General features: G+C 40.1%; 22 protein-coding genes and 1 other annotated feature. Of the genes, 21 read left to right on the top strand and 1 reads right to left on the bottom strand.

Annotation, left to right across the window (positions count from 1 at the left end; translation table 11 throughout):
* Positions 1 to 2 precede the first annotated feature (2 nt).
* The 17 genes from GNT69_RS17285 to pyrE all read left to right on the top strand — a co-directional run bounded on the left by GNT69_RS17285 (position 3) and on the right by pyrE (position 18610).
* The gene (locus GNT69_RS17285) at positions 3 to 263 is read left to right on the top strand and encodes a YggT family protein (protein ID WP_203556225.1); all 261 of its coding nucleotides are present in this window, start codon (positions 3 to 5) and stop codon (positions 261 to 263) included.
* Positions 264 to 329: 66 nt separating this feature from the next.
* Complete coding sequence (locus GNT69_RS17280; RefSeq protein ID WP_203556224.1) at positions 330 to 1103, top strand: YlmH family RNA-binding protein; 774 nt, start codon at positions 330 to 332, stop codon at positions 1101 to 1103.
* A gap of 89 nt (positions 1104 to 1192) precedes the next feature.
* Positions 1193 to 1714: a DivIVA domain-containing protein gene (locus GNT69_RS17275; RefSeq protein WP_203556223.1), complete on the top strand. Its 522-nt coding sequence runs from the start codon at positions 1193 to 1195 to the stop codon at positions 1712 to 1714.
* Between the two features lie 45 nt (positions 1715 to 1759).
* Positions 1760 to 1998, top strand: a binding site (T-box leader).
* 67 nt (positions 1999 to 2065) lie between these two features.
* The gene (gene ileS, locus GNT69_RS17270) at positions 2066 to 4831 is read left to right on the top strand and encodes an isoleucine--tRNA ligase (RefSeq protein ID WP_203556222.1); all 2766 of its coding nucleotides are present in this window, start codon (positions 2066 to 2068) and stop codon (positions 4829 to 4831) included.
* A 146-nt stretch (positions 4832 to 4977) separates the two neighbouring features.
* Positions 4978 to 5262, top strand: a complete 285-nt coding sequence (locus tag GNT69_RS17265) for a hypothetical protein (protein WP_203556221.1) — start codon at positions 4978 to 4980, stop codon at positions 5260 to 5262.
* Positions 5263 to 5353: 91 nt separating this feature from the next.
* Complete coding sequence (gene lspA, locus GNT69_RS17260) at positions 5354 to 5845, top strand: signal peptidase II (protein ID WP_203556220.1); 492 nt, start codon at positions 5354 to 5356, stop codon at positions 5843 to 5845.
* A complete protein-coding gene (locus tag GNT69_RS17255; RefSeq protein ID WP_203556219.1) occupies positions 5817 to 6722 on the top strand; it encodes an RluA family pseudouridine synthase in 906 nt (301 codons plus the stop codon). Before lspA ends, GNT69_RS17255 begins: the two co-directional genes overlap by 29 nt.
* Before the next feature lie 216 nt (positions 6723 to 6938).
* Positions 6939 to 7484 (top strand): bifunctional pyr operon transcriptional regulator/uracil phosphoribosyltransferase PyrR, encoded by a 546-nt coding sequence (pyrR, locus tag GNT69_RS17250; RefSeq protein ID WP_203556218.1) that lies wholly within the window; start codon positions 6939 to 6941, stop codon positions 7482 to 7484.
* A 131-nt stretch (positions 7485 to 7615) separates the two neighbouring features.
* Entirely contained in the window at positions 7616 to 8893 is a 1278-nt protein-coding gene (locus tag GNT69_RS17245; protein ID WP_203556217.1) for a uracil-xanthine permease family protein, read from the top strand.
* A gap of 202 nt (positions 8894 to 9095) precedes the next feature.
* A complete protein-coding gene (locus GNT69_RS17240; RefSeq protein ID WP_203556216.1) occupies positions 9096 to 10034 on the top strand; it encodes an aspartate carbamoyltransferase catalytic subunit in 939 nt (312 codons plus the stop codon).
* The gene (locus GNT69_RS17235) at positions 9997 to 11283 is read left to right on the top strand and encodes a dihydroorotase (RefSeq protein ID WP_203556215.1); all 1287 of its coding nucleotides are present in this window, start codon (positions 9997 to 9999) and stop codon (positions 11281 to 11283) included. Before GNT69_RS17240 ends, GNT69_RS17235 begins: the two co-directional genes overlap by 38 nt.
* The gene (locus GNT69_RS17230) at positions 11280 to 12380 is read left to right on the top strand and encodes a carbamoyl phosphate synthase small subunit (protein ID WP_203556214.1); all 1101 of its coding nucleotides are present in this window, start codon (positions 11280 to 11282) and stop codon (positions 12378 to 12380) included. The genes GNT69_RS17235 and GNT69_RS17230 overlap by 4 nt, the downstream gene beginning before the upstream one ends.
* On the top strand, positions 12367 to 15579 hold the full coding sequence (gene carB, locus GNT69_RS17225) for a carbamoyl-phosphate synthase large subunit (protein ID WP_203556213.1): 3213 nt from the start codon (positions 12367 to 12369) through the stop codon (positions 15577 to 15579). Before GNT69_RS17230 ends, carB begins: the two co-directional genes overlap by 14 nt.
* On the top strand, positions 15576 to 16352 hold the full coding sequence (locus GNT69_RS17220; RefSeq protein ID WP_203556212.1) for a dihydroorotate dehydrogenase electron transfer subunit: 777 nt from the start codon (positions 15576 to 15578) through the stop codon (positions 16350 to 16352). The genes carB and GNT69_RS17220 overlap by 4 nt, the downstream gene beginning before the upstream one ends.
* Positions 16349 to 17290, top strand: coding sequence for a dihydroorotate dehydrogenase (locus GNT69_RS17215; RefSeq protein WP_203556211.1), 942 nt, complete (start codon positions 16349 to 16351; stop codon positions 17288 to 17290). The genes GNT69_RS17220 and GNT69_RS17215 overlap by 4 nt, the downstream gene beginning before the upstream one ends.
* Positions 17262 to 17978, top strand: coding sequence for an orotidine-5'-phosphate decarboxylase (pyrF, locus tag GNT69_RS17210; protein ID WP_203556210.1), 717 nt, complete (start codon positions 17262 to 17264; stop codon positions 17976 to 17978). The genes GNT69_RS17215 and pyrF overlap by 29 nt, the downstream gene beginning before the upstream one ends.
* The gene (gene pyrE, locus GNT69_RS17205) at positions 17975 to 18610 is read left to right on the top strand and encodes an orotate phosphoribosyltransferase (protein WP_203556209.1); all 636 of its coding nucleotides are present in this window, start codon (positions 17975 to 17977) and stop codon (positions 18608 to 18610) included. Before pyrF ends, pyrE begins: the two co-directional genes overlap by 4 nt.
* A gap of 106 nt (positions 18611 to 18716) precedes the next feature.
* Here the strand turns inward: pyrE and GNT69_RS17200 are convergent, their stop codons facing one another.
* A complete protein-coding gene (locus tag GNT69_RS17200) occupies positions 18717 to 20435 on the bottom strand; it encodes an Rqc2 family fibronectin-binding protein (protein ID WP_203556208.1) in 1719 nt (572 codons plus the stop codon).
* A 187-nt stretch (positions 20436 to 20622) separates the two neighbouring features.
* Here GNT69_RS17200 and GNT69_RS17195 point away from each other — a divergent pair, with 187 nt between their 5' ends.
* The 4 genes from GNT69_RS17195 to gmk all read left to right on the top strand — a co-directional run bounded on the left by GNT69_RS17195 (position 20623) and on the right by gmk (position 25230).
* Entirely contained in the window at positions 20623 to 23313 is a 2691-nt protein-coding gene (locus GNT69_RS17195) for a calcium-translocating P-type ATPase, SERCA-type (protein WP_203556207.1), read from the top strand.
* A gap of 101 nt (positions 23314 to 23414) precedes the next feature.
* Entirely contained in the window at positions 23415 to 24290 is an 876-nt protein-coding gene (locus GNT69_RS17190; protein WP_203556206.1) for a YicC/YloC family endoribonuclease, read from the top strand.
* Positions 24291 to 24340: 50 nt separating this feature from the next.
* Positions 24341 to 24604, top strand: a complete 264-nt coding sequence (gene remA / locus GNT69_RS17185; RefSeq protein WP_203556205.1) for an extracellular matrix/biofilm regulator RemA — start codon at positions 24341 to 24343, stop codon at positions 24602 to 24604.
* An 11-nt stretch (positions 24605 to 24615) separates the two neighbouring features.
* Positions 24616 to 25230: a guanylate kinase gene (gene gmk / locus GNT69_RS17180; RefSeq protein WP_203556204.1), complete on the top strand. Its 615-nt coding sequence runs from the start codon at positions 24616 to 24618 to the stop codon at positions 25228 to 25230.
* Position 25231: the final 1 nt, after the last annotated feature.

Here is a 25231-nt window from a genome sequence, read left to right as displayed (position 1 = left end):
TAATGGATTTTTTGTTAGCGGTATTAGTTCAATTAATTACATTATATCAATGGGGATTAATCATTTATATTTTTATGTCTTGGTTTCCTAACGCAAGAGAAAGTGCGATTGGGCAATTCCTTGCGCGGATTTGCGAGCCTTATCTTGAGCCATTCAGAAAGATCATTCCGCCGTTAGGGATGATTGATATTTCTCCAATCGTTGCCTTTTTAGTTTTGCGTTTCGCTACAAGTGGACTTATTCAATTGTTTGGTTGGTTCTAATTCCGATGTTTACAGGGTCTTTAACAAGGCCCTTTTTTTCATCGTAACTATAAGGAGTTTAAAGAAATGAATCTATATCAACATTTTCGTTCTGAGGAACGGGAATTTATTGATCAAGTGATTGGATGGAAACACGATGTTGAGTATTCATATGCCTCAAAGTTAACAGATTTTCTTGATCCACGTGAACAGCTAATTGTAAAGACGATTATTGGCAACCATTCCGATGTGAAATGGTCTTTTTTTGGCGGCAGCGAATATACGGAACGGCAAAGAGCACTGTTATTTCCTGAATATATGGAACCTGTTCAAGAGGATTTTCAAGTAAGCCTGTTTGAATTAGATTATGCAAAAAAATTTGTTTCGATTGAACATAGACAAGTCTTGGGAAGCTTAATGTCGCTCGGATTAAAGCGAGGAAAGTTTGGCGATATATGGATAAATGGTGATCGCATTCAATTTTTTGCAGCAGCAGAAATATCTGATTATGTTCGGCTTCAGCTTGACCGTGTCGGCCGTGCTGGGATTACATTGAAAGAGGTTCCTTTAATTGAGGCTATAAAACCAGAGGAAACTTGGCGTGAGATATCGGTTACTGTATCGTCATTACGATTAGATACACTTCTCTCGGCGATTTATAATGTTTCGCGACAGAAAGCACAAACCTATATTCAACATGGTGGAGTTAAGGTGAATTGGACGAGTATTGAAAATGTTGCTTTTGAATGCGGAGAAGGGGATACCTTATCGGTTCGTGGCCATGGGCGAGCGAAAATAGTGACCATTGAAGGTAAAACAAAAAAAGAAAAATGGCGTGTTATTGCCGGGAGACAAAAATAAAGATATAGTAGAAAATAGCAGGATATTAGAGGTTCTTGTCGAATCTATCCGTATACATATCATCATTAAACTTAATAGGAGGTGGCGCTATGCCTTTAACGCCGTTAGACATACATAATAAAGAGTTTAGTAAAGGATTCCGTGGATATGATGAGGATGAGGTCAATGAATTTCTCGACCAGGTCATCAAGGATTATGAAATGATTATCCGAGAAAAGAAAGAACTTGAAGAGAAGCTGAATGATCTGGACTCTCGATTAGGACATTTTACGACAATTGAAGAAACACTGAATAAATCAATTATCATCGCTCAAGAGGCAGGAGAAGATGTAAAAAGAAATGCTCAAAAAGAAGCGAAGCTGATTATTAAAGAAGCGGAAAAAAATGCTGACCGGATCATCAATGAGTCACTTTCTAAAGCGCGTAAAATTGCTTTAGAAATTGAGGAATTGAAAAAACAATCGAAAGTATTCCGAACTCGGTTTAGAATGTTGATTGAGGCACAGCTCGATATGCTAAATAATGATGATTGGGACCATTTACTAGAATATCAACTTGATTCCACTGAATTAAAATCAGCCATTCAAGAAGAAGAGGACTCACTGACTTGACGCTCTTATATTAATTATCATATAATTTCATAAATGGTAAACATGATTGAAACGATGATAGGGACAGTAAGATTTTTCAAATGTTCACACAAATAGCGAATCGGGGATGGTGAAAGCCCGAGATGAACGAGAAATCCGAAAATCACCCTTAAGTTCTGAGCTGAACATCCTTATTGATTATTAAGCGTAGGCGAGTCATTCGCGTTAAGAATGCTAAGAGGACATCAAAGCTAATGCATATGTCTATTAGGGTGGTACCGCGGGAAAACCTTCTCGTCCCTTTACTAGGGATGAGAAGGTTTTTTTTGTATAGATCATGTTAGTAGGAAAGTTGAAAAAGGAGGAACAAGAATGGATTTTAAAGATACGCTGTTAATGCCGAAGACAGAGTTCCCAATGCGAGGAAATTTACCGAAGCGTGAGCCGGAAGTTCAAGATAAATGGGAACAGCTTAATATTTATGAAAAAGTACAGAAACGTACGGAAGGACGCCCGAAATTTATTTTACACGATGGACCGCCATACGCGAATGGTGATATTCATATAGGTCATGCTTTAAATAAAATTTTAAAAGATATGATTGTTCGATATAAATCAATGAGTGGCTATTCTTCTCCGTATGTACCTGGATGGGACACGCACGGTCTACCAATCGAACAAGCACTTACAAATAAGGGTGTAAAACGGAAGGAAATGACAGTTGCAGAATTCCGTAAGCTCTGCGAAGAATATGCTTATGAACAAATTGATAATCAGCGTTCCCAATTTAAGCGACTTGGTGTTCGCGGGGAATGGGAGAATCCTTATATTACATTAAAGCCAGCATATGAAGCGCAGCAAATCAAAGTATTTGGCGAAATGGCTAAAAAGGGCTATATCTACAAAGGGTTAAAACCTGTTTATTGGTCGCCTTCTAGTGAATCAGCTTTGGCTGAAGCAGAAATTGAATACCAAGACAAACGTTCACCATCGATTTACGTTGGGTTTAAGGTGAAAAATGGGAACAGTGTGTTAACCGATGACATCGAAATGGTTATTTGGACAACAACTCCATGGACTCTTCCAGCAAACCTTGGTATATCTGTTCACCCTGAACTGACGTATGTCGTTGTTTCAGTAGCAGAAAAGAAATATTTAGTCGCTGAAGCGTTGCTTGAATCGGTCACTGAGGAGATTGGTTGGGAAGATCCGACGGTTGTCCAAAAAGTTGAAGGGAAGGACCTAGACAAGATTATTGCAGAGCATCCATTGTTCGGAAGAGATTCACTCGTCATGCTTGGGGAACATGTTACAACGGATGCTGGTACAGGATGCGTTCATACTGCACCAGGTCATGGGGAAGACGACTTCATCGTCGGAAAAAAATATGGTCTTGATGTTTTAAGTCCGGTGGATGATAAAGGATATATGACCGCTGAGGCGAAGGAGTTTGAAGGGTTATTTTATGATGAGGCGAACAAGCCAATTACCGAAAAACTCCAGGAAGCAGGGAAATTATTAAAGCTTTCCTTCGTGACTCACTCCTACCCACATGACTGGAGAACAAAGAAACCGGTTATTTTCAGAGCAACGGCACAATGGTTTGCATCCATCAAAGATTTTCGAAATGATCTTTTACAGGCGATTAATGATACAAAATTTGTCCCTGCTTGGGGAGAAACAAGATTGTATAATATGGTCCGTGATCGTGGTGACTGGTGTATTTCAAGACAACGTGCTTGGGGCGTACCGATTCCAGTTTTCTATGCGGAAAATGGTGAACCAATTATCACGGATGAAACGATTAATCATGTTTCTGAACTGTTTAGAGAACACGGTTCAAACATCTGGTTTGAACGTGAGGCAAAGGACATACTCCCTGAAGGCTTTACACATCCTGGCAGTCCGAATGGCCAGTTTACAAAAGAAACAGATATTATGGATGTGTGGTTTGATTCAGGTTCATCCCATCAAGCCGTCCTTGTTGAACGGGATGATTTAGAACGGCCAGCTGATCTTTACCTTGAAGGTTCTGACCAATATCGTGGTTGGTTTAACTCTTCGTTATCAACGGCAGTCGCTGTGACTGGTAAGGCACCGTATAAGGGGATCTTAAGTCATGGGTTTGTCCTTGATGGGGATGGTCGGAAGATGAGTAAATCGCTTGGGAATGTCGTGATTCCTGCAAAGGTTATGAATCAGCTTGGAGCTGATATTCTTCGTCTTTGGGTTGCATCTGTTGACTATCAGGCAGATGTTCGCGTTTCTGATCCAATCCTTAAACAAGTAGCAGAAGTATACAGGAAAATTCGGAATACATTTAGGTTCTTGCTTGGAAATCTTGCAGATTTCAATCCAGAAACAGATGCATTGTCATTTGAAAATTTACGTGAAGTTGATCAATATATGTTAGTGAAGTTGAATAAACTAAATAAACATGTACGTAATTCCTATGACAATTATGAATTTGCTGGTGTCTATCATGCAGTAAATAATTTCTGTACACTTGATTTAAGTTCATTCTACCTGGATTTTGCAAAGGATATTCTTTATATTGAAGCAGCTGACCATCATGATCGTCGGGCGATTCAGACCGTTTTACACGAATGTTTACTTGTACTCGTTAAGCTTGTTGCACCAATTCTCCCTCATACAGCTGACGAAGTATGGTCTTTCATTCCTTCGGTGACAGAGGAGAGCGTGCAATTAACTGATATTCCTGAAGCAAAAGTTTTACCAAATGCGGATCATCTTGAAGCGAAATGGAATGAGTTCTTAAAGGTGCGTGATGATGTTCTCAAGGCACTTGAGGAGGCTCGTAATGAAAAATTAATTGGCAAATCACTAACTGCGAAAGTAGCTCTTTATGTAAATGAAACAGCGAAAGAGCTCCTCAATTCTATAAATGAGGACCTTGCCCAACTATTTATTGTTTCCGATTTTGAAGTGGTTGGCCAATATGAACAGGCACCTGAAAATGCGATTAAGCTTGAGCATGCTGCGATTGTAGTTACGAAGGCTGAAGGTGAAATATGTGAACGTTGTTGGGTTGTTACCCCTGAAGTTGGGAAAGTGGAAGAATTCCCTACAGTTTGTCCTAGGTGCGCAAATGTGGTAAAAGAAAATTACACGAATTAAATAAAATATCTCCGGGATTTTCCGGAGATATTTTTTATAGATTTTTCCTCTATCGACATTTCTTGTCCTGCTTGTCAAAAGTTTTTTTGAGTGTTTGTCTCTAAACGGGCAATAATACGTTTAAACAAGAACGGAGGCGCTGATATATGAAACGATATCATTTTATTTATGAAGAGCTCCGTCGAACAAAAGAAGAATTGCTGAATCGTTTAGAGAAAGCAGATAAAGATTGTCCAATCCTTCTTTATATTAAAGCGGAGCTAAATGATGTGGAAGTGGCTTTAGAAAAGATGGAAGCAGGAGATTTTGGTAAATGTGAGATGTCAGGTGAACTTCTCCCGGATGGTCTACTTGGGATCATTCCGATTGCCCGAAGTGAAAAGGATATAAAGATGATGGAGACCTATCTACGGAAACCACTATACTCATAAAACGGAAGCGCTAAACAAGACGCTTCCGCTTTATGATTCATTATGCTAAAATTCAAAAGTAACGATTTGAATCCCTTTGGAGGTTACTTTTGTGTTTTATTACATAATTGCAGCAGTCATTATTTTTCTTGATCAGGTAACGAAATGGATTATTGTTAAGTTTATGGAGCTAGGCGAGAGCATTCAAGTCATTGAAAATTTCCTGTACATTACATCCCATCGCAACCGAGGTGCAGCATGGGGGATTTTACAGGGGCAAATGTGGTTTTTTTATATCATCACGATTGTTGTGGTTATTGCGTTAATTTATTACATGCAAAAAGAAGCGAAAGGAAAGATGCTTCTCGGTGTTTCCCTTGCGTTTATGCTTGGAGGTGCTATCGGGAATTTTATTGATCGGCTGTTCCGCAAAGAGGTGGTTGATTTTGTCGATACGTATATTTTTTCATATAATTTCCCGATTTTTAATGTCGCTGATTCCGCGCTTGTTATTGGTGTGGGCTTATTGATGATACAGATGCTGAAAGAAGAGAGAGAGGCGAAAAGAACAGCTTATGAACAAAATCGAAAAAACAATCGATGAAAATTCCGTAGGAGAAAGAATCGATAAAGCAGTAGCTGCTATGGATCAAGAGTGGTCACGTAGTCAAGTACAGCAATGGATAAAAGAAGGGCATGTACTTGTCAACGGAAAGGAAGTAAAAACCAATTATAAATGCTTTTTTAATGATGTGATTGAAATCGTTATCCCTGACCCAGAGGAACTTAATGTAATCCCAGAAGAAATGGATCTCGATATTTATTATGAAGATGCGGATGTTTTAGTTGTTAATAAGCCAAAAGGAATGGTCGTGCATCCCGCACCAGGACATACAACAGGAACGCTCGTTAATGGGTTAATGGCCCATTGTAAAGATTTATCAGGAATAAATGGGGTGCTACGACCTGGGATTGTTCATCGAATCGATAAGGATACGTCTGGACTGTTGATGGTGGCAAAAAATGATTTGGCACATGAAAGGTTAGTAAATCAACTCGTAGCTAAAACAGTTAACCGCAAGTATAAAGCAGTTGTTCATGGGGTGATTCCGCACGATTATGGAACGATTAATGCACCTCTAGGTCGTGATCAAAAAGATCGCCAAAGCATGGCTATTGTTGATGATGGAAAACATGCTGTTACACATTTTAATGTGTTAGAGAGATTTCGTGAGTTTACATTTGTAGAATGCAAACTTGAGACCGGGAGAACGCATCAAATACGTGTCCATATGAAATATATAGGTTTTCCATTGGCTGGTGATCCTAAATATGGCCCTAGGAAGACACTTTCGATTGATGGCCAAGCTCTCCATGCAGGGGTATTAGGGTTTGAACACCCACGTACAGGGCAGTACCTTGAATTTGAGGCTCCGCTGCCAGCTTATTTTGAGGACTTATTAACACAGCTACGAATATAATTGTTGACAAAATTCTACTTTATGAATTAAGATAATTATAGTTAAATAAGTCCTTTAAAAACAGTCCAGAGAGGCTGAGAAGGAAACGGATCATAAGCAGGGTGAAGAATAAGCGCCCGCTTGCATTTTTATGGTATTCGTCTACCCTCTCGCCTTAAGGTGAGAGGGTTTTTTCGCCTTAAGCCGTTTCTAATAATGATGAAAGGGTGTAATGAATTGTCACAAAAAGCAGTTGTTCTTGATGAACAAGCAATTCGCAGAGCTTTAACAAGAATCGCACATGAGATTATTGAAAAAAATAAAGGGATTGAAGGTTGTATCCTAGTCGGAATTCGTACAAGGGGGATCTACTTAGCGAGCCGCCTAGCCGATCGCATACAACAAATAGAAGGGAAACAAATAGCAGTAGGTGAACTTGATATCACGCTTTACCGTGATGATTTAACGAAAAAAACAGCTAACCAAGAACCATTAGTAAAGGGTTCCGATATTCCATATGATATTACCGATCAAAAAGTAATTTTAGTGGACGATGTTCTATATACAGGAAGAACAGTTAGGGCTGCATTAGATGCTCTTGTAGACATCGGTAGACCTTCCTCAGTTCAGTTAGCAGTATTAGTTGATAGAGGGCATCGTGAACTACCCGTTCGTGCTGATTATGTTGGGAAAAATATACCCACTTCAAGTTCAGAAAAGATTGTTGTCGAGTTAACAGAAGTAGACGAAAATGATCAAGTAAGCATTTATGAAATAGAATGACCTTTAAAGAAAGCCCAGAGAGGCTTCAAAGGAAAAAGTTACATGTTAATTTCCTTTGCCCTCTTTGAAGTTATTCAAAAGAGGGTTTTTTTACCACGTAATTGTTAGTGCAAAAAGGAGATGCTACATCAATGACGAACCCAGTATTAGATATTAAAGATAAACCAACCATCCCACAATGGGTCACATTAAGCTTTCAACATATGTTTGCCATGTTTGGCGCTACGATATTAGTACCTAAGTTAGTAGGGCTAAGTCCTTCAATTGCTTTACTAACGAGTGGAATCGCAACACTCCTTTTTCTCTTAATTACACAATTTAAAGTGCCAGCCTATTTAGGATCTTCCTTTGCCTTTATTGCACCGATTTTGATTGCTTCAAATGGCGGTGAGAATCCAGGCAATGCGATGATTGGAGCGTTCGCAGTAGGGATCACATACGGAGTTGTCTCGCTTATTATTTGGAAGGCAGGCTATAAATGGCTTATGCGCCTTTTGCCGCCAATTGTTGTAGCTCCAGTCATAATGGTTATCGGGTTAGCTTTAGCAGGTACGGCTGTAGATATGGCAATGAATGTGAATGGTGAATATAGCTTCCTGCATTTCTCTGCTGCAATGGTCACGCTATTCTCAGCAATTATTTTCACGGTTTATTTTAAAAATATTTTAAGTGCGATGCCAGTCCTTTTAGGATTGATTATTGGATATGTATACTCAAGTTTTATCGGAATCGTTGATTTTACAGCAGTTAAAGAAGCCGAATGGTTTGCGATGCCGGAGTTTTTATTCCCAGGAATACATTATGAGTTTAAGGTTACGTCGACTATCCTACTTGCAATGGTACCGATCGTTCTTGTAACGATTTCTGAACATATTGGTCACCAACTAGTATTAGGGAAAATTGTTAACCGAAATTATATTAAAGACCCAGGTTTACACCGCTCAATTGTTGCTGACGGTTTAGGGACATTTGTCAGTGCCTTCTTTGGGGGACCCCCGAAAACAACTTACGGTGAAAACATTGGGGTGTTAGCCATTACACGAGTATACTCTGTATACGTCATCTTAGGGGCAGCAGTGATCGCCATCCTCTTCTCTTTTATAGGAAAGGCGATGGCGCTAATTCAGACCATTCCAACAGCTGTACTTGGCGGAATTTCCATCCTTTTATTCGGAATTATTGCATCAAGTGGTATGCGTATGTTGGTTGAACATAACATTGATTTTAGCCAAAACCGAAACTTAGTGATTTCATCTGTTATATTGGTTATCGGTATCGGTGGGGCAGCTTTAGAAATCACAGAAGCATTTGCAATCGAAGGAATGGCACTTGCAGCGATTATTGGAGTCATCTTAAATCTTGTTTTGCCTGGAAGAGAAACAAGTGACGAGAATTTTGAAATGAAGTAGAGTAATTTATTACACCTTTTAATTAAGTCCAGAGAGATTTGCAAGGGTGGGGAATGTGTTAGCCGATTTACCGTAAAAGATAGAATCTTTTACAAGGCTAACGTTTTTTGAACACCCTGACCTTTGTCAGGGTATTTTTTTGGAACTACACCTAACCCGAACAAATGATGCTGGCTCAAATTTACCAAGGGGGGCTTTAAAAATGAAACATTTGTTAACAACTACAGAGCTATCGATTGTAGAAATTAATGAAATCTTGGAAGATGCGTTGAAATTTTCAGAAGGAGAGTTTTGGCAGCCCAAGAAACAAACATTTGTAGCCAATTTATTCTTTGAACCAAGCACACGCACAAAAACGAGTTTTTATATGGCAGAAAGAAAGCTTGGTCTAGATGTGATCCCCTTTGAAACGAGCACATCAAGTGTCCAGAAGGGCGAAACTCTATATGATACTGTTCGAACTTTGGAGTCTATCGGGCTTGATGCAGTGGTGATTCGCCATCAACAAGATCAATATTTTAATGAATTAGTTGGAAAGGTTAATATCCCGATTCTTAATGCGGGAGATGGTTGTGGAAATCATCCCACTCAGTCGCTTCTAGACTTATTTACGATCAAAGATGAGTTCGGACACTTTAAAGGGTTGAAAGTTGCAATTATCGGAGATCTTCGTCATAGTCGAGTTGCCAGGTCAAATGCGGATGTATTGCAAAGGTTAGGAGCAGAAGTGGTGTTTTCTGGACCAGAGGTTTGGATTGATGAAAGTTTATTGGAATATGGCCGTTACGAACAAATTGATGAAGCTGTTGAAACATCAGATGTTGTTATGCTGTTACGTATCCAACATGAACGCCACGAAGATGGTGGTACAAATACGATTAATCAATATCACCAAGCATATGGATTGACCGTTCAAAGAGAAAAAAGAATGAAACGGGACAGTATCATTATGCACCCTGCACCAGTGAATCGGGGAGTTGAAATTGCTGATTGTTTAGTTGAGACAAAACGCTCACGAATTTTCAAACAAATGCAAAATGGTGTCTTTGTACGAATGGCTGTGTTAAAGAGAGCACTTGAAAACATCGAAGGGGGTAATAATTATGTCATTACTAATCAAAAATGGCCGATTGCTTACTAAAACTGGAGAATTCAGAGAAATGGATCTTTTCATAGAAAATGGAAAAATCAGTGAATTAGGAGTGAACTTAGAGCAAACGGCTGACGAGACGATTGATGCTTCTGGTAAGTTGGTTGCTCCTGGTTTTGTCGATCTTCATGTTCATCTTCGTGAACCTGGTGGGGAAAAGAAAGAAACAATTGCCACTGGAACGATGGCTGCAGCTCGAGGGGGATTTACAACTGTCGCAGCAATGCCAAATACTAGACCGGTACCAGATTCGAAGGAGCAACTAGAAAAGATACAAGCAAGAATCAATGAAACAGCTGCTGTAAGAGTGCTTCCTTATGCGTCAATTACCGTTCGAGAACTCGGGAAAGAGCTAACGAATTTTGCTGAGTTGAAGGAAGCAGGAGCATTTGCTTTTACTGATGATGGTGTCGGAATTCAAGAAGCGGGAATGATGCTGCAAGCAATGAAAACGGCGGCACAGCTTGATATGGCAGTTGTTGCTCATTGTGAAGACAATACACTCATTAATAAAGGGGCTCTACACGAAGGAAAGAAGTCGGCAGAATTAGGGATAAATGGTATTCCTTCTGTATGTGAATCTGTCCATATTGCCCGCGATGTCTTGCTTGCCGAAGCAGCAGATTGTCATTACCATGTTTGTCATATTAGTACGAAAGAATCTGTACGAACTGTCCGTGATGCGAAACGAAATGGAATTAAAGTAACGGCAGAAGTCACTCCGCACCACTTATTGCTAAATGAAGAAGACATTGTCGGAAATGATGCAAACTTTAAGATGAACCCCCCATTGCGAGGCAAAGAAGATCATGAAGCTCTAATCGAAGGACTGCTTGACGGTACGATTGATTTTATTGCGACAGACCATGCCCCTCATACAAACGAAGAAAAAGCTGAGGGAATCGAGCTTGCTCCGTTCGGAATCGTTGGCTTAGAGACAGCATTTCCACTTTTATATACAGAAATGGTGGAAAAAGGTGTGATAACTTTAAAACAATTAATTGACTACTTAACTGTAAAGCCTGCAAGTGCCTTTGGCCTTCCATATGGAAAATTAACCGAAGGAGAAGTTGCCGATGTTGTCGTAATTGACTTAGAACACGAAGAAGAAATTGACCCGGCACAATTTTTATCAAAGGGGAAAAACACACCATTCGCTGGCTGGAAATGTAAAGGGTGGCCGGTTATGACAATCGCCTCCGGCAAAGTGGTCTGGAGTAAAGGAGAGGTAACAGCATGAAAAAAAGACAATTAATTCTTGAGGATGGCACGATTTTTACTGGTGAAGCTTTTGGAAGCGATAAAACAGTAACTGGTGAAGTTGTTTTTAATACGGGAATGACAGGTTATCAAGAAATTTTATCTGACCCATCTTACTGCGGACAAATTGTTACACTCACATATCCACTTGTAGGCAATTATGGAATTAACAGAGATGACTTTGAAGCGATTACTCCAGCATTTGCTGCATTTGTTGTTAAAGAGGTGGCTGATTTTCCTTCAAACTGGAGAAATGAATTAAGTCTTGATGAATATATGAAGATGAAAAATATACCTGGTATTTCCGGGGTTGATACACGGAAATTAACAAAAATCATTCGGCAGCACGGTACGCTAAAAGGAATAATTTGCAGCATAGACGAGAATCCAGCAGCTATTGTTGAAACTCTTCAAGCGACAAAACTCCGAAAAGACCAAGTGAAACAAGTTTCAACAAAAAGTGCCTACCCAAGCCCAGGACGAGGATCTCGAATTGTCCTCGTTGACTTTGGAATGAAACATGGAATTCTTCGAGAATTAAACGATCGGAATTGTGATGTGATTGTTGTTCCATATGATTCGACAGCAGAAGAAGTACTATCATTTAGTCCAGATGGAATTATGCTATCAAATGGGCCTGGGGATCCAAAAAATGTGCCAGAAGCCATCGAAATGATAAAAGGAGTTCTTGGAAAAGTACCTTTGTTCGGGATCTGTCTTGGTCATCAATTGTTCGCTTTAGCATGTGGAGCAGATTCAGTAAAAATGAAGTTTGGTCACCGCGGTTCAAATCACCCCGTAAAAGATTTAAAAACAGGAAAAGTTGCACTTACAGCACAAAATCATGGGTATACGGTTGATGAAAACTCAATTGCTGCAACAGAACTAGAAGTAACGCATGTTGCCTTAAATGATGGAACGATTGAAGGACTTAAACATAAAACAGCACCTGCATTTACAGTCCAATTTCATCCAGAGGCATCACCGGGACCAGAGGATTCAAATGAATTATTTGACCAATACTTACATTTAGTACAATCAGCCAAACAGGAGGGTGCAAAATATGCCAAAGCGTAAAGACGTCAAAAGTATTTTAGTCATCGGATCTGGTCCAATTGTCATCGGTCAGGCAGCAGAGTTTGATTATGCAGGAACGCAGGCGTGTATCGCATTAAGAGAAGAAGGTTACAAGGTGATTCTTATCAACTCAAACCCGGCAACAATTATGACAGATACGGAAGTTGCCGATGTTGTCTATATCGAGCCCATTACACTTGAGTTTGTCAGTCGAATTATTCGTAAAGAACGTCCTGATGCCCTGCTGCCGACTTTAGGTGGTCAAACTGGTTTGAATATGGCTGTAGAGCTTGCTAACTCAGGTATTTTAGAAGAATGTGGCGTTGAAATTCTCGGAACGAAGCTTGAAGCGATTGAAAAAGCAGAAGATCGTGAACTTTTCCGAAACTTAATGAACGAATTAGGACAGCCAGTGCCTGAAAGTGATATTATTCATACGATTGAAGAGGCAAAGAGTTTCGTTGAACGAATAGGTTATCCTGTCATCGTTCGCCCCGCTTATACTCTTGGTGGAACAGGTGGGGGGATTTGTAGTAATGAGCAGGAACTTATCGAGATTGTTACGAGTGGATTAAAATACAGTCCTGTTGGACAGTGCTTGCTTGAAAAGAGTATTGCTGGATTTAAGGAAATTGAATATGAAGTGATGCGTGATGCCAATGACAACGCGATTGTTGTATGTAATATGGAAAACTTTGATCCTGTTGGGATACATACAGGTGATTCAATTGTAGTTGCTCCGAGTCAGACGTTAAGTGACCGTGAATATCAGCTGTTACGTAACGCCTCATTAAAGATAATTCGTGCGCTCAAAATTGAAGGCGGCTGTAATGTGCAGCTGGCTTTAGATCCATATAGCTTTAACTATTATGTAATTGAAGTAAACCCAAGGGTAAGTCGTTCTTCTGCACTGGCTTCGAAAGCGACTGGCTATCCAATTGCGAAACTGGCTGCAAAAATAGCAGTAGGTCTAACATTGGATGAGATGATCAATCCTGTAACAGGAAGTTCTTACGCATGTTTTGAACCAGCTCTTGATTATATCGTTACGAAGATTCCACGTTGGCCATTTGATAAGTTTGAATCAGCAAACCGGAAGCTCGGTACGCAGATGAAAGCAACCGGAGAAGTGATGGCAATCGGACGTACGTTTGAAGAATCACTGCTTAAGGCGATTCGTTCTTTAGAAGCTGGAATTTATCATTTTGAGTTAAAAGATCGTGAAACTTTTGATAACGAATTAATTGAAAAAAGAATACGCACAGCTGGAGACGAGCGTTTATTTTATATAAGTGAGGCATTAAGAAGAGGAGTAACAATTGAAACGATTAATGAGTGGAGCCAAATTGACCTTTTCTTTCTTCACAAATTAAATAAATTAATCCAATTTGAAGAGCAATTAAAGAAGGTTCCGTTTAATGTTGATTTTGGTAGAAGGGCTAAGGAATTAGGTTTTTCTGATAAAGCTCTGGAAAAGTTATGGGATTCAAATGAAAAAGCAGTCTATCAGTGGAGAAAAGACAATGGGATTATTCCTGTGTTTAAAATGGTTGATACATGTGCGGCTGAATTTGAATCAAAAACACCTTATTTTTATAGCACATATGAAGAGGAAAATGAATCGATTAAAACGGAGAGAGAAAGTGTTGTTGTTCTTGGCTCGGGACCAATCAGAATTGGTCAAGGAGTCGAGTTTGACTATGCGACCGTTCACTGTGTAAAAGCAATTAAAGAAGCAGGGTATGAAGCAATTATTATTAATAATAACCCAGAAACCGTTTCAACAGATTTCAGTATTTCCGATAAACTTTATTTTGAACCATTAACCGTAGAAGATGTAATGAACATCGTTGATCTTGAGCAGCCAAATGGAGTTGTTGTCCAATTCGGTGGTCAGACTGCAATTAACCTTGCAGACGGTCTTTCTGACTTAGGTGTAAAAATTCTCGGAACATCATTAGAGGATGTGGATCGAGCTGAAAATCGTGATAAATTTGAAAGTGCGATGATAAAGCTTGAGATTCCACAACCATTGGGGAAAACAGCAATGTCTGTTGATGAAGCTGTTGCCATTGCCACAGACATTGGTTACCCAGTACTTGTTCGTCCTTCTTACGTTCTCGGGGGTCGTGCGATGGAAATTGTGTACAAAGAAGAAGAACTTCTGCACTATATGAAAAATGCTGTGAAGGTAAATCCAGAGCATCCAGTTCTTGTTGACCGTTATTTAACAGGGAAAGAAATTGAAGTGGATGCGATTTCTGACGGAGAAACGGTAGTCATTCCAGGAATAATGGAACATATTGAGCGAGCAGGAGTGCACTCTGGGGATTCGATTGCCGTTTATCCTCCGCAAAGCTTAACAAATGAAGTAAAACAGAAATTAATTGATTACACACAAAAGCTGGCAAAAGGTTTGAACATAATCGGACTGCTTAATATCCAGTTTGTTGTGGCAAATGAGGAAGTATTTGTATTAGAAGTGAACCCACGTTCAAGCCGTACAGTACCGTTTTTAAGCAAAATTACTCATGTTCCGATGGCTAGAATTGCTACAAAAGTCATTTTAGGCCAGTCTCTCCGTGAACAAGGCTTTGAATCAGGGCTTGTTCCTGAACAGCCAGGGGTTTATGTAAAAGCACCTGTCTTCTCGTTTGAAAAATTAAGAAGAGTCGATATTACACTTGGGCCTGAAATGAAATCAACTGGTGAAGTAATGGGGAAAGATACTACACTGGAAAAGGCATTATATAAAGCGATGATTGCCTCTGGAATGAAGTTTGAGGAATTTGGCACAGTGTTGTTAACAATTGCCGATAAGGATAAGAAAGAAGCGGTAGCACTTGCTAAACGATTTGCAGATATCGGTTATCAACTTGTTGCAACAAGTGGAACAGCAAGTCACCTAGAAGCTGCAGGGATTAAAGTTGAAACGGTTGGTAAAATTGGATCTGAAGGTCCAAACTTACTCGATCAAATTCGTAGTGGGAAGGCACAACTTGTTGTTAATACATTAACAAGAGGAAAACAGCCAGAGCGAGATGGTTTCAAAATTCGTCGTGAATCTGTTGAAAATGGAGTGCCATGTTTAACATCTCTTGATACAGCCGAAGCGATTTTAAGAGTGCTTGAATCAATGACGTTTTCAGCGGGGCCATTAACTCATCCAACTTCCCATAAAGAGGGTGTACTAATATGAAAAAGGAGCATTGCGAAATAGTCAGTAATCAGTGCATTGCTGAATCTATATATGAACTTACTTTAAAAGCTGACATCGTGGATGACATGAATGAACCAGGTCAGTTTGTGCATGTGAAAGTATCAGACGGACTAGATCCAATGCTCCGTCGCCCGATTTCAATTGCATCAATTAATAAAGCAGATCGGACCTTCACGATTATATTTCGTAAGCAGGGGAGGGGGACCTCCCTTCTTGCTGATAAAAAGTCAGGAGAATTGGTCGACATTTTAGGCCCGTTAGGAAATGGTTTCCCTGTGGAGCAAGCACCAATAGGCGGAACCGCAATTCTTGTCGGTGGCGGAATCGGGGTTCCACCGCTGTATGAACTTGCTAAACAACTAGTGGATAAAGGAATAAAAGTAATCAATATTCTTGGATTTCAAAGTAAGAGTGCGGTCTTTTATGAAACAAAGTTTGCTGAATTAGGTGAAACGTATATTGCCACTGCAGATGGATCTTACGGAACAAGAGGATTTGTTACCGACATTCTTATGAATAAAAATATATCCGGTGACCTTCTTTATTCATGTGGTCCGACACCGATGTTAAAAGCTCTTGAGGCTGGTTCATTTGCACCTGAAGTATACCTCTCATTAGAAGAGCGAATGGGATGCGGGATTGGAGCTTGTTTTGCCTGTGTTTGCCATGTGAAAGACGACCCAGAAGGCTATGCATATAAAAAAGTATGCAGTGACGGACCGGTATTCCGCGCTGGGGAGGTGGCATTATGAGTTCATTATCAGTAAAATTACCTGGTTTATCGTTGAAAAATCCAGTAATGCCCGCGTCAGGTTGCTTTGGATTTGGGAGGGAATATAGTAAATTATTCGACTTAAATGTACTTGGGTCGATGATGGTGAAAGCAACGACTCCAGAACCTCGATTCGGTAATCCAACGCCACGTGTAGCGGAGACACCTGGTGGGATGCTTAATGCGATTGGCTTACAAAATCCTGGCCTTGAAAAGGTAGTTACAGAGGAACTGCCATGGTTAGAGCAGTTCGATGTACCAATCATTGCTAATGTTGCTGGCTCAACTGAGGAAGATTATGTACAAGTGGCTGAGCGGATTTCAAAAGCTCCAAATGTACATGCGTTAGAGTTGAATATTTCTTGTCCTAATGTGAAAACAGGTGGCATTACTTTTGGAACGGTTCCCGAGATGGCCAAGCAGTTGACGAAAAAAGTGAAGGCTGTTTCAGAAGTACCTGTTTACGTTAAGCTTTCTCCGAATGTTACAGATATCGTTGAAATTGCAAAAGCAGTTGAAGATGGGGGAGCAGATGGTTTAACAATGATTAATACGTTAGTTGGGATGAGAATAGACCTTCAAACAGCGAAACCCGTCCTTGCTAACCGGACAGGAGGACTATCCGGTGCAGCCGTTAAACCCGTTGCTCTCCGGATGATTTACCAAGTAAGTCAAGAAGTGAACATACCAATTATTGGAATGGGAGGAATTCAATCGGCTGAAGATGTGATTGAATTCTTCTATGCAGGAGCAAGTGCAGTTGCAGTTGGTACCCAAAATTTTGTCGACCCGTTTGTTTGTCCGACGATCATCGATGAGCTTCCAGCGCTCTTAGACAAATTAGGGTTTAATCATATATCGGAATGTACAGGAAGGAGCTGGAAGAAACTTGAACAACACGCTTATCATCGCGCTTGATTTTCCAGACAAACGGCAAGTTGTTGATTTCTTGCGGCCATTTAAAGAGGAAAAACTCTTTGTAAAAGTCGGAATGGAACTGTTTTATGCAGAGGGACCGTCAATTATTCAATTTATTAAGGAATCTGGGCATGATGTTTTCTTAGATTTGAAGCTGCATGATATCCCAAATACGGTTAAAGGCGGAATGTCAACTTTAGCAAGGCTAGGTGTTGATATGGTGAATGTTCATGCTGCTGGTGGACGTGAGATGATGGAAGCGGCAATTGAGGGCCTCAATGCTGGAGTTTCCGCTGGAACGAAGCGACCGTATTGTATTGCAGTGACTCAGCTGACGAGTACATCTGAATTGCAGATGCAATCTGAGCAATTAATTAAGTTTTCTCTTCAAGAATCCGTACTTCATTATGCGGAGCTGACGAAGCAAGCTGGACTAGATGGTGTCGTTTGTTCAGCGCATGAAGCAAGAATGATTCAGTCACAGATCGGAGAAGAGTTTTTAACGGTTTGCCCTGGTATTCGCCCTGCAGGGGAGCTTGTTGGTGACCAAAAGCGGGTAGCTACACCGCCATTCGCTAGAGAAGAAGGTGTTTCAGCGATTGTCGTTGGACGGCCGATTACAAAAGCAGAAAATCCGCTGGAAAGTTATCTTTCAATTAAACAAGAATGGGAAGGTGTATTACGATGAAAAAAGAGATTGCAGGCAGCCTATTAGAGATTGAAGCTGTATCATTGAGACCGAATGATCCATTTACTTGGTCATCTGGTTTGCGATCCCCCATTTATTGTGATAATCGCTTGACCCTCTCTTATCCAGAAGTTCGCAGTAAGATTGCTCAAGGTTTGCAAGAGCTTATTAAAGAACAATTTCCTGAAGTTGAAGTTGTTGCTGGAACGGCTACGGCTGGAATTCCACATGCAGCTTGGGTAAGTGAAAGAATGTCTTTACCGATGTGTTATGTTCGTTCAAAGGCAAAAGGCCATGGAAAAGGTAATCAGATTGAAGGAAAAGTCACCTCAGGTCAAAAAGTAGTCGTTGTCGAGGATTTAATTTCTACTGGTGGAAGTGTGATTAACGCGGTAGAAGCTTTACGGGAAGCAGGTTGTGAAGTGCTTGGAACAGTGGCGATTTTCACTTATGAGCTTGAAAAAGGCAAGGAGTTGCTTAAAGAGGCTAATGTGGATGTGTACTCATTGACAGATTTTACAACGCTAGCAGAAGTGGCCCGGGAACGAAATGAGATAAGTACGTCTGACCTTGAGAAACTAGCTGATTGGCGGAAAAATCCTTCTGAATGGGGAATGGTGAACGAAAAGTAATTTTCGTGCAAATTTTCAGCATTAAATCGATAGTACATGAATGAATTATATAAAGGTCGTTCGCCGTTTAGGTAAACGCCGCACCGGAAAAGAAAAAACCCGCCAATTAGCGGGTTTTTTCTTTTAATCTAAGAACAAGGTCTTCCTCAGGCGTAACATAAATTGTTTGCTGTTGTTCGTAAATAACGAATCCAGGTTTAGTCCCAGCAGGTTTTTTTACATGGCGAACTTTTGTAAAATCAACTGGGACTGAGCTCGATGCGCGGGCTTTACTGAAGTATGCTGCGAGCGCAGCAGCTTCCAAAATTGTCTTTTCCGATGGTTCTTTGCTGCGAATAACGACATGTGAACCAGGAATATCTTTCGTATGCAACCAGATGTCATCTCTTGCTGCAGCCTTGTTTGTTAAATGGTCATTTTGCTTGTTGTTTTTACCGACAAGAATTTCGGTTCCATCTGTAGAAACGTAACGTTCAAGAATAATTTTTGCTTGTTGTGCCTTTTTATTCCCTCGTTTTTGTTTGTGGCGAATATAGCCTCCTTCAATAAGTTCCTCCCTAATTTCCTGGATGTCCTTTGGAGAAGCAGTTTCAATTTGTTGATGAAGGGTGTCAAAATAAGAGACTTCTTCATTCGCATGTTGAATCTGCTCTTCAATAATGGCTACAGCATTTTTCGCTTTCTGATATTTTGTATAATATTTTTGTGCATTTTCCGATGGCGATTTTCTTGGATCTAATGAAATGGTGATCGTGGAGTTGTCCTCAGAATAATAATTTAACACCTCCGCTTGTTTCATTCCTTTTTCCAGAGCATAGAGATTTGCAGTCAATAATTCTCCATATAGTTGAAATTTATCTGCTTCCTTTGCTTCGGAAAGGGTGCGCTCTAGTTTTTTAATCTTTTTTTCATTTTTTTCTTTTTCATTGATAATGAATCGTTCTAAATCATTTGCTTGTTGTTTTACTCGATCACGTTCAGCTTTACCAAAGTAATAACGGTCAAGTAGTTCACCAGTCGTTTCAAACTTCTTCATTTCTCCTTGTAAGTGTTCAAGTGGTAATAAATAAAAATACTCCTTGCCTTTTGCCGTAATGATTGACGGTTGATAATCATGCGTTTTTAAAGTAAGAACAATTTCTAAAAAGGCCTTTGGAAGTGTTGCTCGATTGGCAAGACCAGCGCGATGGACAATTTCCTTTGCAATAATTGGAGAAATTCCTGCAAAAGTTTCAACAAGCTGTTTATCAAGTTGTCCACGGTTAAAATCCAATCGGCGTAAAAACTCCTGTTCATCGGCTTCAAAAGGATTTGCTTTGTTTTGAGCTGGAGGCATGATGTACTCTTGCCCAGGTTGAATCGCACGGTGAGTATTCACTGCAAATGAAACATGTTTAATGCTATCAAGAATTAAATTTCTGTCTTTATCGACGAGAATGATATTGCTATGACGCCCCATGATTTCGACAATCAATTGCTTGTAGGAAAGATCACCAATTTCATTTCTTCCTTTTACTTCAAAGATAATCATTCGATCCAGTCCTGATTGGTGAATATTCTCAATAATATATCCTTCTAAATGCTTACGGAGCAGCATACAGAACATAGGAGGCTCATTTGGATTCTCGAATTGATCATTCGTAAGCTGCACCCGGGCATAATTCGGGTGAGCGGATAACAGCACTTTATGATTAGTTCTTCCTGCTCTTACAACGATAAGAATTTCATTTTTAAATGGTTGATGAATCTTTGTTATGCGCCCAGTTGTTAATCGTGTAGAAAGTTCATTCGTGACTGCTCTAGTAAATATTCCGTCATATGACATAGTTAAAACATCCTTTTCATATAAGTTGCAATAATTATTTTTATAAAAGCCTGCTAGAGATGATGCTTTTACTTTTCTTTCTCTCATCTTAGCATTTTTTTGGACAGGGCTGAATAAGCTTTCACTAGAGTATTTACCACACATATGAAATATGAAATGTTGCTGAAAGGGGAAGTGAGATGGCCCGATGAAGTTCCATGAAATGAATGAGAAAGAAGTCATTGAAGCTCTAAATACGAATTCAACAGAAGGGCTTGCCGAAAAGGAAGTAAAGAAACGGCTAAATATGCACGGACTTAATGCATTAGAAGAAGGGGAGAAGCCGTCCGCATTACTAATTTTTTTTAGCCAATTTAAGGATTTTATGGTTTTAGTTTTGCTGGCAGCTACGCTAGTTTCTGGTTTACTCGGCGAAGTTGTCGATGCAATTGCCATCATTGCAATTGTATTCATTAACGCCTTCCTCGGATTTTTTCAGGAAAGAAAAGCTGAGAAATCACTCGAAGCATTAAAGGAATTTTCCGCTCCACAAGTAATGGCATTAAGGGATGGGGAATGGAGAAAAATCCCTTCAAAAGAATTGGTACCTGGGGATGTTGTTAAATTTTCAAGCGGTGACCGAGTAGGAGCGGATGTCCGATTAATTGATGCAAAAAGTTTAGAAATTGAGGAGTCTGCGCTAACGGGAGAATCAATACCTGTACAGAAATATACGGATACACTAAATACGCCAAACCCCGCAATCGGGGATATGGAAAATATGGCCTTTATGGGGACCCTTGTTACGAGAGGAAATGGGATAGGGGTAGTTGTCGGAACAGGGATGAAAACAGCAATGGGGCAGATTGCAGGTTTATTGCAAAGTGCGGAATCGATGGAGACTCCACTTCAGCGTCGTCTTGAACAATTAGGGAAGATCCTCATTACCGTTGCCTTATTCTTAACCGTTCTTGTTGTTGGCATAGGGATTCTTCAAGGTCATGATATTTACACGATGTTCCTAGCTGGTGTGTCTCTTGCTGTGGCAGCTATTCCTGAAGGATTACCTGCGATTGTAACTGTTGCCCTATCGTTAGGTGTTCAACGAATGATTAAACAGAAGGCAATTGTTCGAAAACTTCCGGCTGTAGAAACATTAGGCTGTGCCTCTGTTATTTGTTCTGATAAAACAGGAACAATGACTCAAAATAAGATGACTGTTACCCACGTATGGAGTGGGGGGAAAACTTGGACAATCGATGGAGTAGGTTATCGTCCTGAAGGGGATTTTTATTCAGAAGGAAGGGCAGAAAAACCTCAAACTATTAAACCATTACAACAGCTCCTGACCTTTGGGATGCTTTGTAATCATGCAGAATTAATTGAAAAGGACAATGAGTTTGTCGTCGATGGGGACCCTACAGAAGGGGCGTTGCTTGTTGCGGCAATGAAGTCAGGTTTAACTCGATCAAGTATTAGGCAGCAATTTGAAATCGTTAACGAATTTCCTTTCGATTCTCAACGAAAAATGATGAGTGTTATCGTTAAGGATAAAGCGGGGAGGCAATTTGTTGTTACAAAAGGCGCGCCGGATGTTCTCATTGGGTTAAGTCGTTCGATTCTTTGGGAGGACAGGCAGCAACATTTGTCTTCAGATTTAAGGAAGCGGGTTCAGAATGCAGTGGATGGTCTTGCTGAAAAAGCATTGCGAACGATCGCCATTGCCTATAAACCACTAACGAATGATTCTCTTCTCTTGAACGAAAACGAAGCGGAGAAAGATTTAACATTCATTGGTCTTCAAGGAATGATTGATCCACCGCGCCCAGAGGTAAAAACAGCTGTAAAAGAGTGTAGAGATGCAGGGATTAAGACCGTCATGATCACAGGGGATCATGTGATTACAGCGAAAGCAATTGCGACTGAGCTTGGTATCCTTACGAAAGGAAGCAAAGTAATGGATGGACCAACTATCTCGACACTTTCGATAGAAGAATTGGAAGATATTGTTGAGGAAGTTTCTGTGTTTGCACGTGTTTCGCCTGAGCATAAATTAAAAATTGTCAAAGCATTACAAAATAGAGGGCATATTGTAGCGATGACTGGTGACGGGGTCAACGATGCCCCAGCGATTAAAGCAGCGGATATTGGCGTTGCTATGGGAATCACTGGAACGGATGTAGCGAAAGAGGCTTCTTCCCTCGTCTTACTCGATGATAACTTTGCAACCATTAAAACGGCAATTAAAGAGGGTAGAAATATATATGAAAATATTAGAAAGTTTATTCGTTATCTCCTCGCTTCAAATGTCGGCGAAATCCTCGTTATGCTTTTTGCAATGTTATTAGGAATGCCATTGCCACTTGTCCCGATTATGATTCTTTGGGTCAATCTGGTCACAGATGGCCTACCTGCGATGGCTCTTGGGCTCGATCAACCTGAAGAGGATGTAATGAAAAGAGGACCTCGACATCCTAAGGAAGGAGTTTTTGCTAGAGGTCTTTGGTGGAAAGTCATTTCTCGCGGCTTCTTAATTGGTTTGGCAACATTGATTGCGTTTATGACCATTTATTATCGGAACCCAGATGAATTGGCATACGCACAAACGGTTGCTTTTGCGACGTTAGTTCTTGCCCAATTGATTCACGTCTTCGACTGTCGAAGTGAAAAATCGATTTTCTCAAGAAATCCGTTTGAAAATAAATATTTAGTTTGGGCTGTGATTATATCATTAGTTATGGTTCTTGTTGTGATTTATTATCCGCCGCTTCAACCGATTTTCCATACAGTTCCAATTATTGCGAGGGACTGGCTATTGATTATTGCAATGTCAGCTTTACCGACATTTTTACTTGCAGGAACATTTTTAGCAGGTAAAACAAAGAAGAATATGATATAATCCGTAAGGTAATAGAGTACATTCTCTATTACCTTTATTTTTTGCTTTATTTTTTAATATAATAAAAAGAAACCGACTTTTAAGAATGGATGTGTTTCTGGATGGTCGTAAGCATGACTGGCTTTGGACGAAGTAGGTTTGAATCAGATCGATACGGAGTAACAGTCGAAGTGAAAACCGTGAATCACCGCTTTTGTGAGTTTCATATTCGTATGCCAAGCCAGCTTCTTAAAATCGAATCAAATGTCAAGAAAAGTTTAGCAACACATATCAAAAGAGGTAGAGTCGAGGTTTACGTTACACTTGATGAGCAATCTACTGTCAATCGTGGTATTCATATTGACTGGGAGCTTCTTGATCAATACATACAATACATAAATGAAATAAAAAACCGGTATAAGTTAGACGGCGCAATTTCCATACCAGATATAGTTGTCCGGGAGGAACTTATCCAAATTGAAGAACAAGCATTGGAAGATGTCGAACTTGAGAAGCTTGTGTTAGAGGCTGCAGCAGCAGCAGCAAATGAAGTTTGGCAGATGAGGCAGCGTGAAGGGCTTGCGTTAGAAAAAGATATAAAAGCTCATCTTCATAAATTAAAAGCGCGGCTCAATGAGCTGCGGAAACATGCTCCAACCGTAGTTGAGCAGTATCGTGATCGGCTTACTAAAAGAATGGCAGAATTCGTTGAAGGCCAAATTGATGATTATCGAATCCTTACGGAAGTGGCGATTTTTGCTGATAAAGCCGATGTTAATGAAGAGATAACGAGGTTGGAAAGCCATATTCACCAATTTTTTGAAATCCTTTCATTAACGGATCCGATTGGCCGTAAACTTGATTTTTTAGTTCAGGAAATGAATCGTGAAGTTAATACAATTGGTTCAAAAGCGAACGATTCAAACATAGCCATGGAAGTAGTGGAAATGAAAAGCTATTTAGAAAAAATAAAAGAACAAGTCCAGAATATCGAATAGTGTTTAATAAGCCTTTTACGCGGGCAAAATAAGAGAATTGGGGGAACAATATGGGGATTAAGCTCATCAATATCGGGTTTGGTAATATTGTGTCGGCAAATCGAATTATTTCGATTGTCAGTCCTGAATCAGCACCGATTAAAAGAATTATCCAAGATGCTCGTGATCGAGGTTCATTAATTGATGCAACCTATGGTAGAAGGACTAGGGCTGTTATTGTAATGGATAGCGACCATGTTATTCTATCAGCGGTCCAGCCAGAAACTGTAGCCGCTCGATTAAATGACCGTGATGATATAATCGATGAAGGGTAGGATCTTATAAAATGCAGGAAAAAGGATTATTAATCGTTCTTTCCGGACCATCAGGAGTTGGAAAAGGGACGGTTCGGAAAGAAATATTCTCTCAGCCGGATACCGGTTTTGAATACTCTGTTTCCGCGACAACGCGGAAAGCAAGAGAAGGAGAAGTGGATGGTGTCGATTATTTCTTTAAAAAGAGAGAAGAATTTGAAGAAATGATTGAGAATGACCAGTTGTTAGAATATGCTGAATACGTCGGGAACTATTACGGAACACCGATTGATTATGTTCGCAAAACATTAGATGAAGGCAAAGATGTCTTTCTAGAGATCGAAGTTCAAGGAGCTACCCAAGTTCGTAAAAAGTTTCCAGAAGGTTTATTTATATTTCTTGCGCCACCTAGTCTTTCTGAACTTGAAAATCGCATCGTCACGCGTGGAACAGAATCAGAGGACTTAATAAAAAGCAGGATGAAAGCTGCTCGCGAAGAAATTTACATGATGTCTCTTTACGATTATGTGGTTGAAAATGATCAAGTGGAACATGCATGTGAGCGGATTAAGTCCATCGTTGTTGCAGAACACTGTCGCAGGGAAAGAGTTCAATATCGTTATAAAAAAATGTTGGAGGTTGATTGAT

Origin of the sequence: Bacillus sp. B15-48 (assembly GCF_016879755.1) — a bacterium.
In the GTDB taxonomy this organism is placed as follows: domain Bacteria; phylum Bacillota; class Bacilli; order Bacillales; family Cytobacillaceae; genus Mesobacillus_B.
Note: the sequence above shows the minus strand (reverse complement) of the source record. Positions and strands in the feature narration are given on the sequence as shown.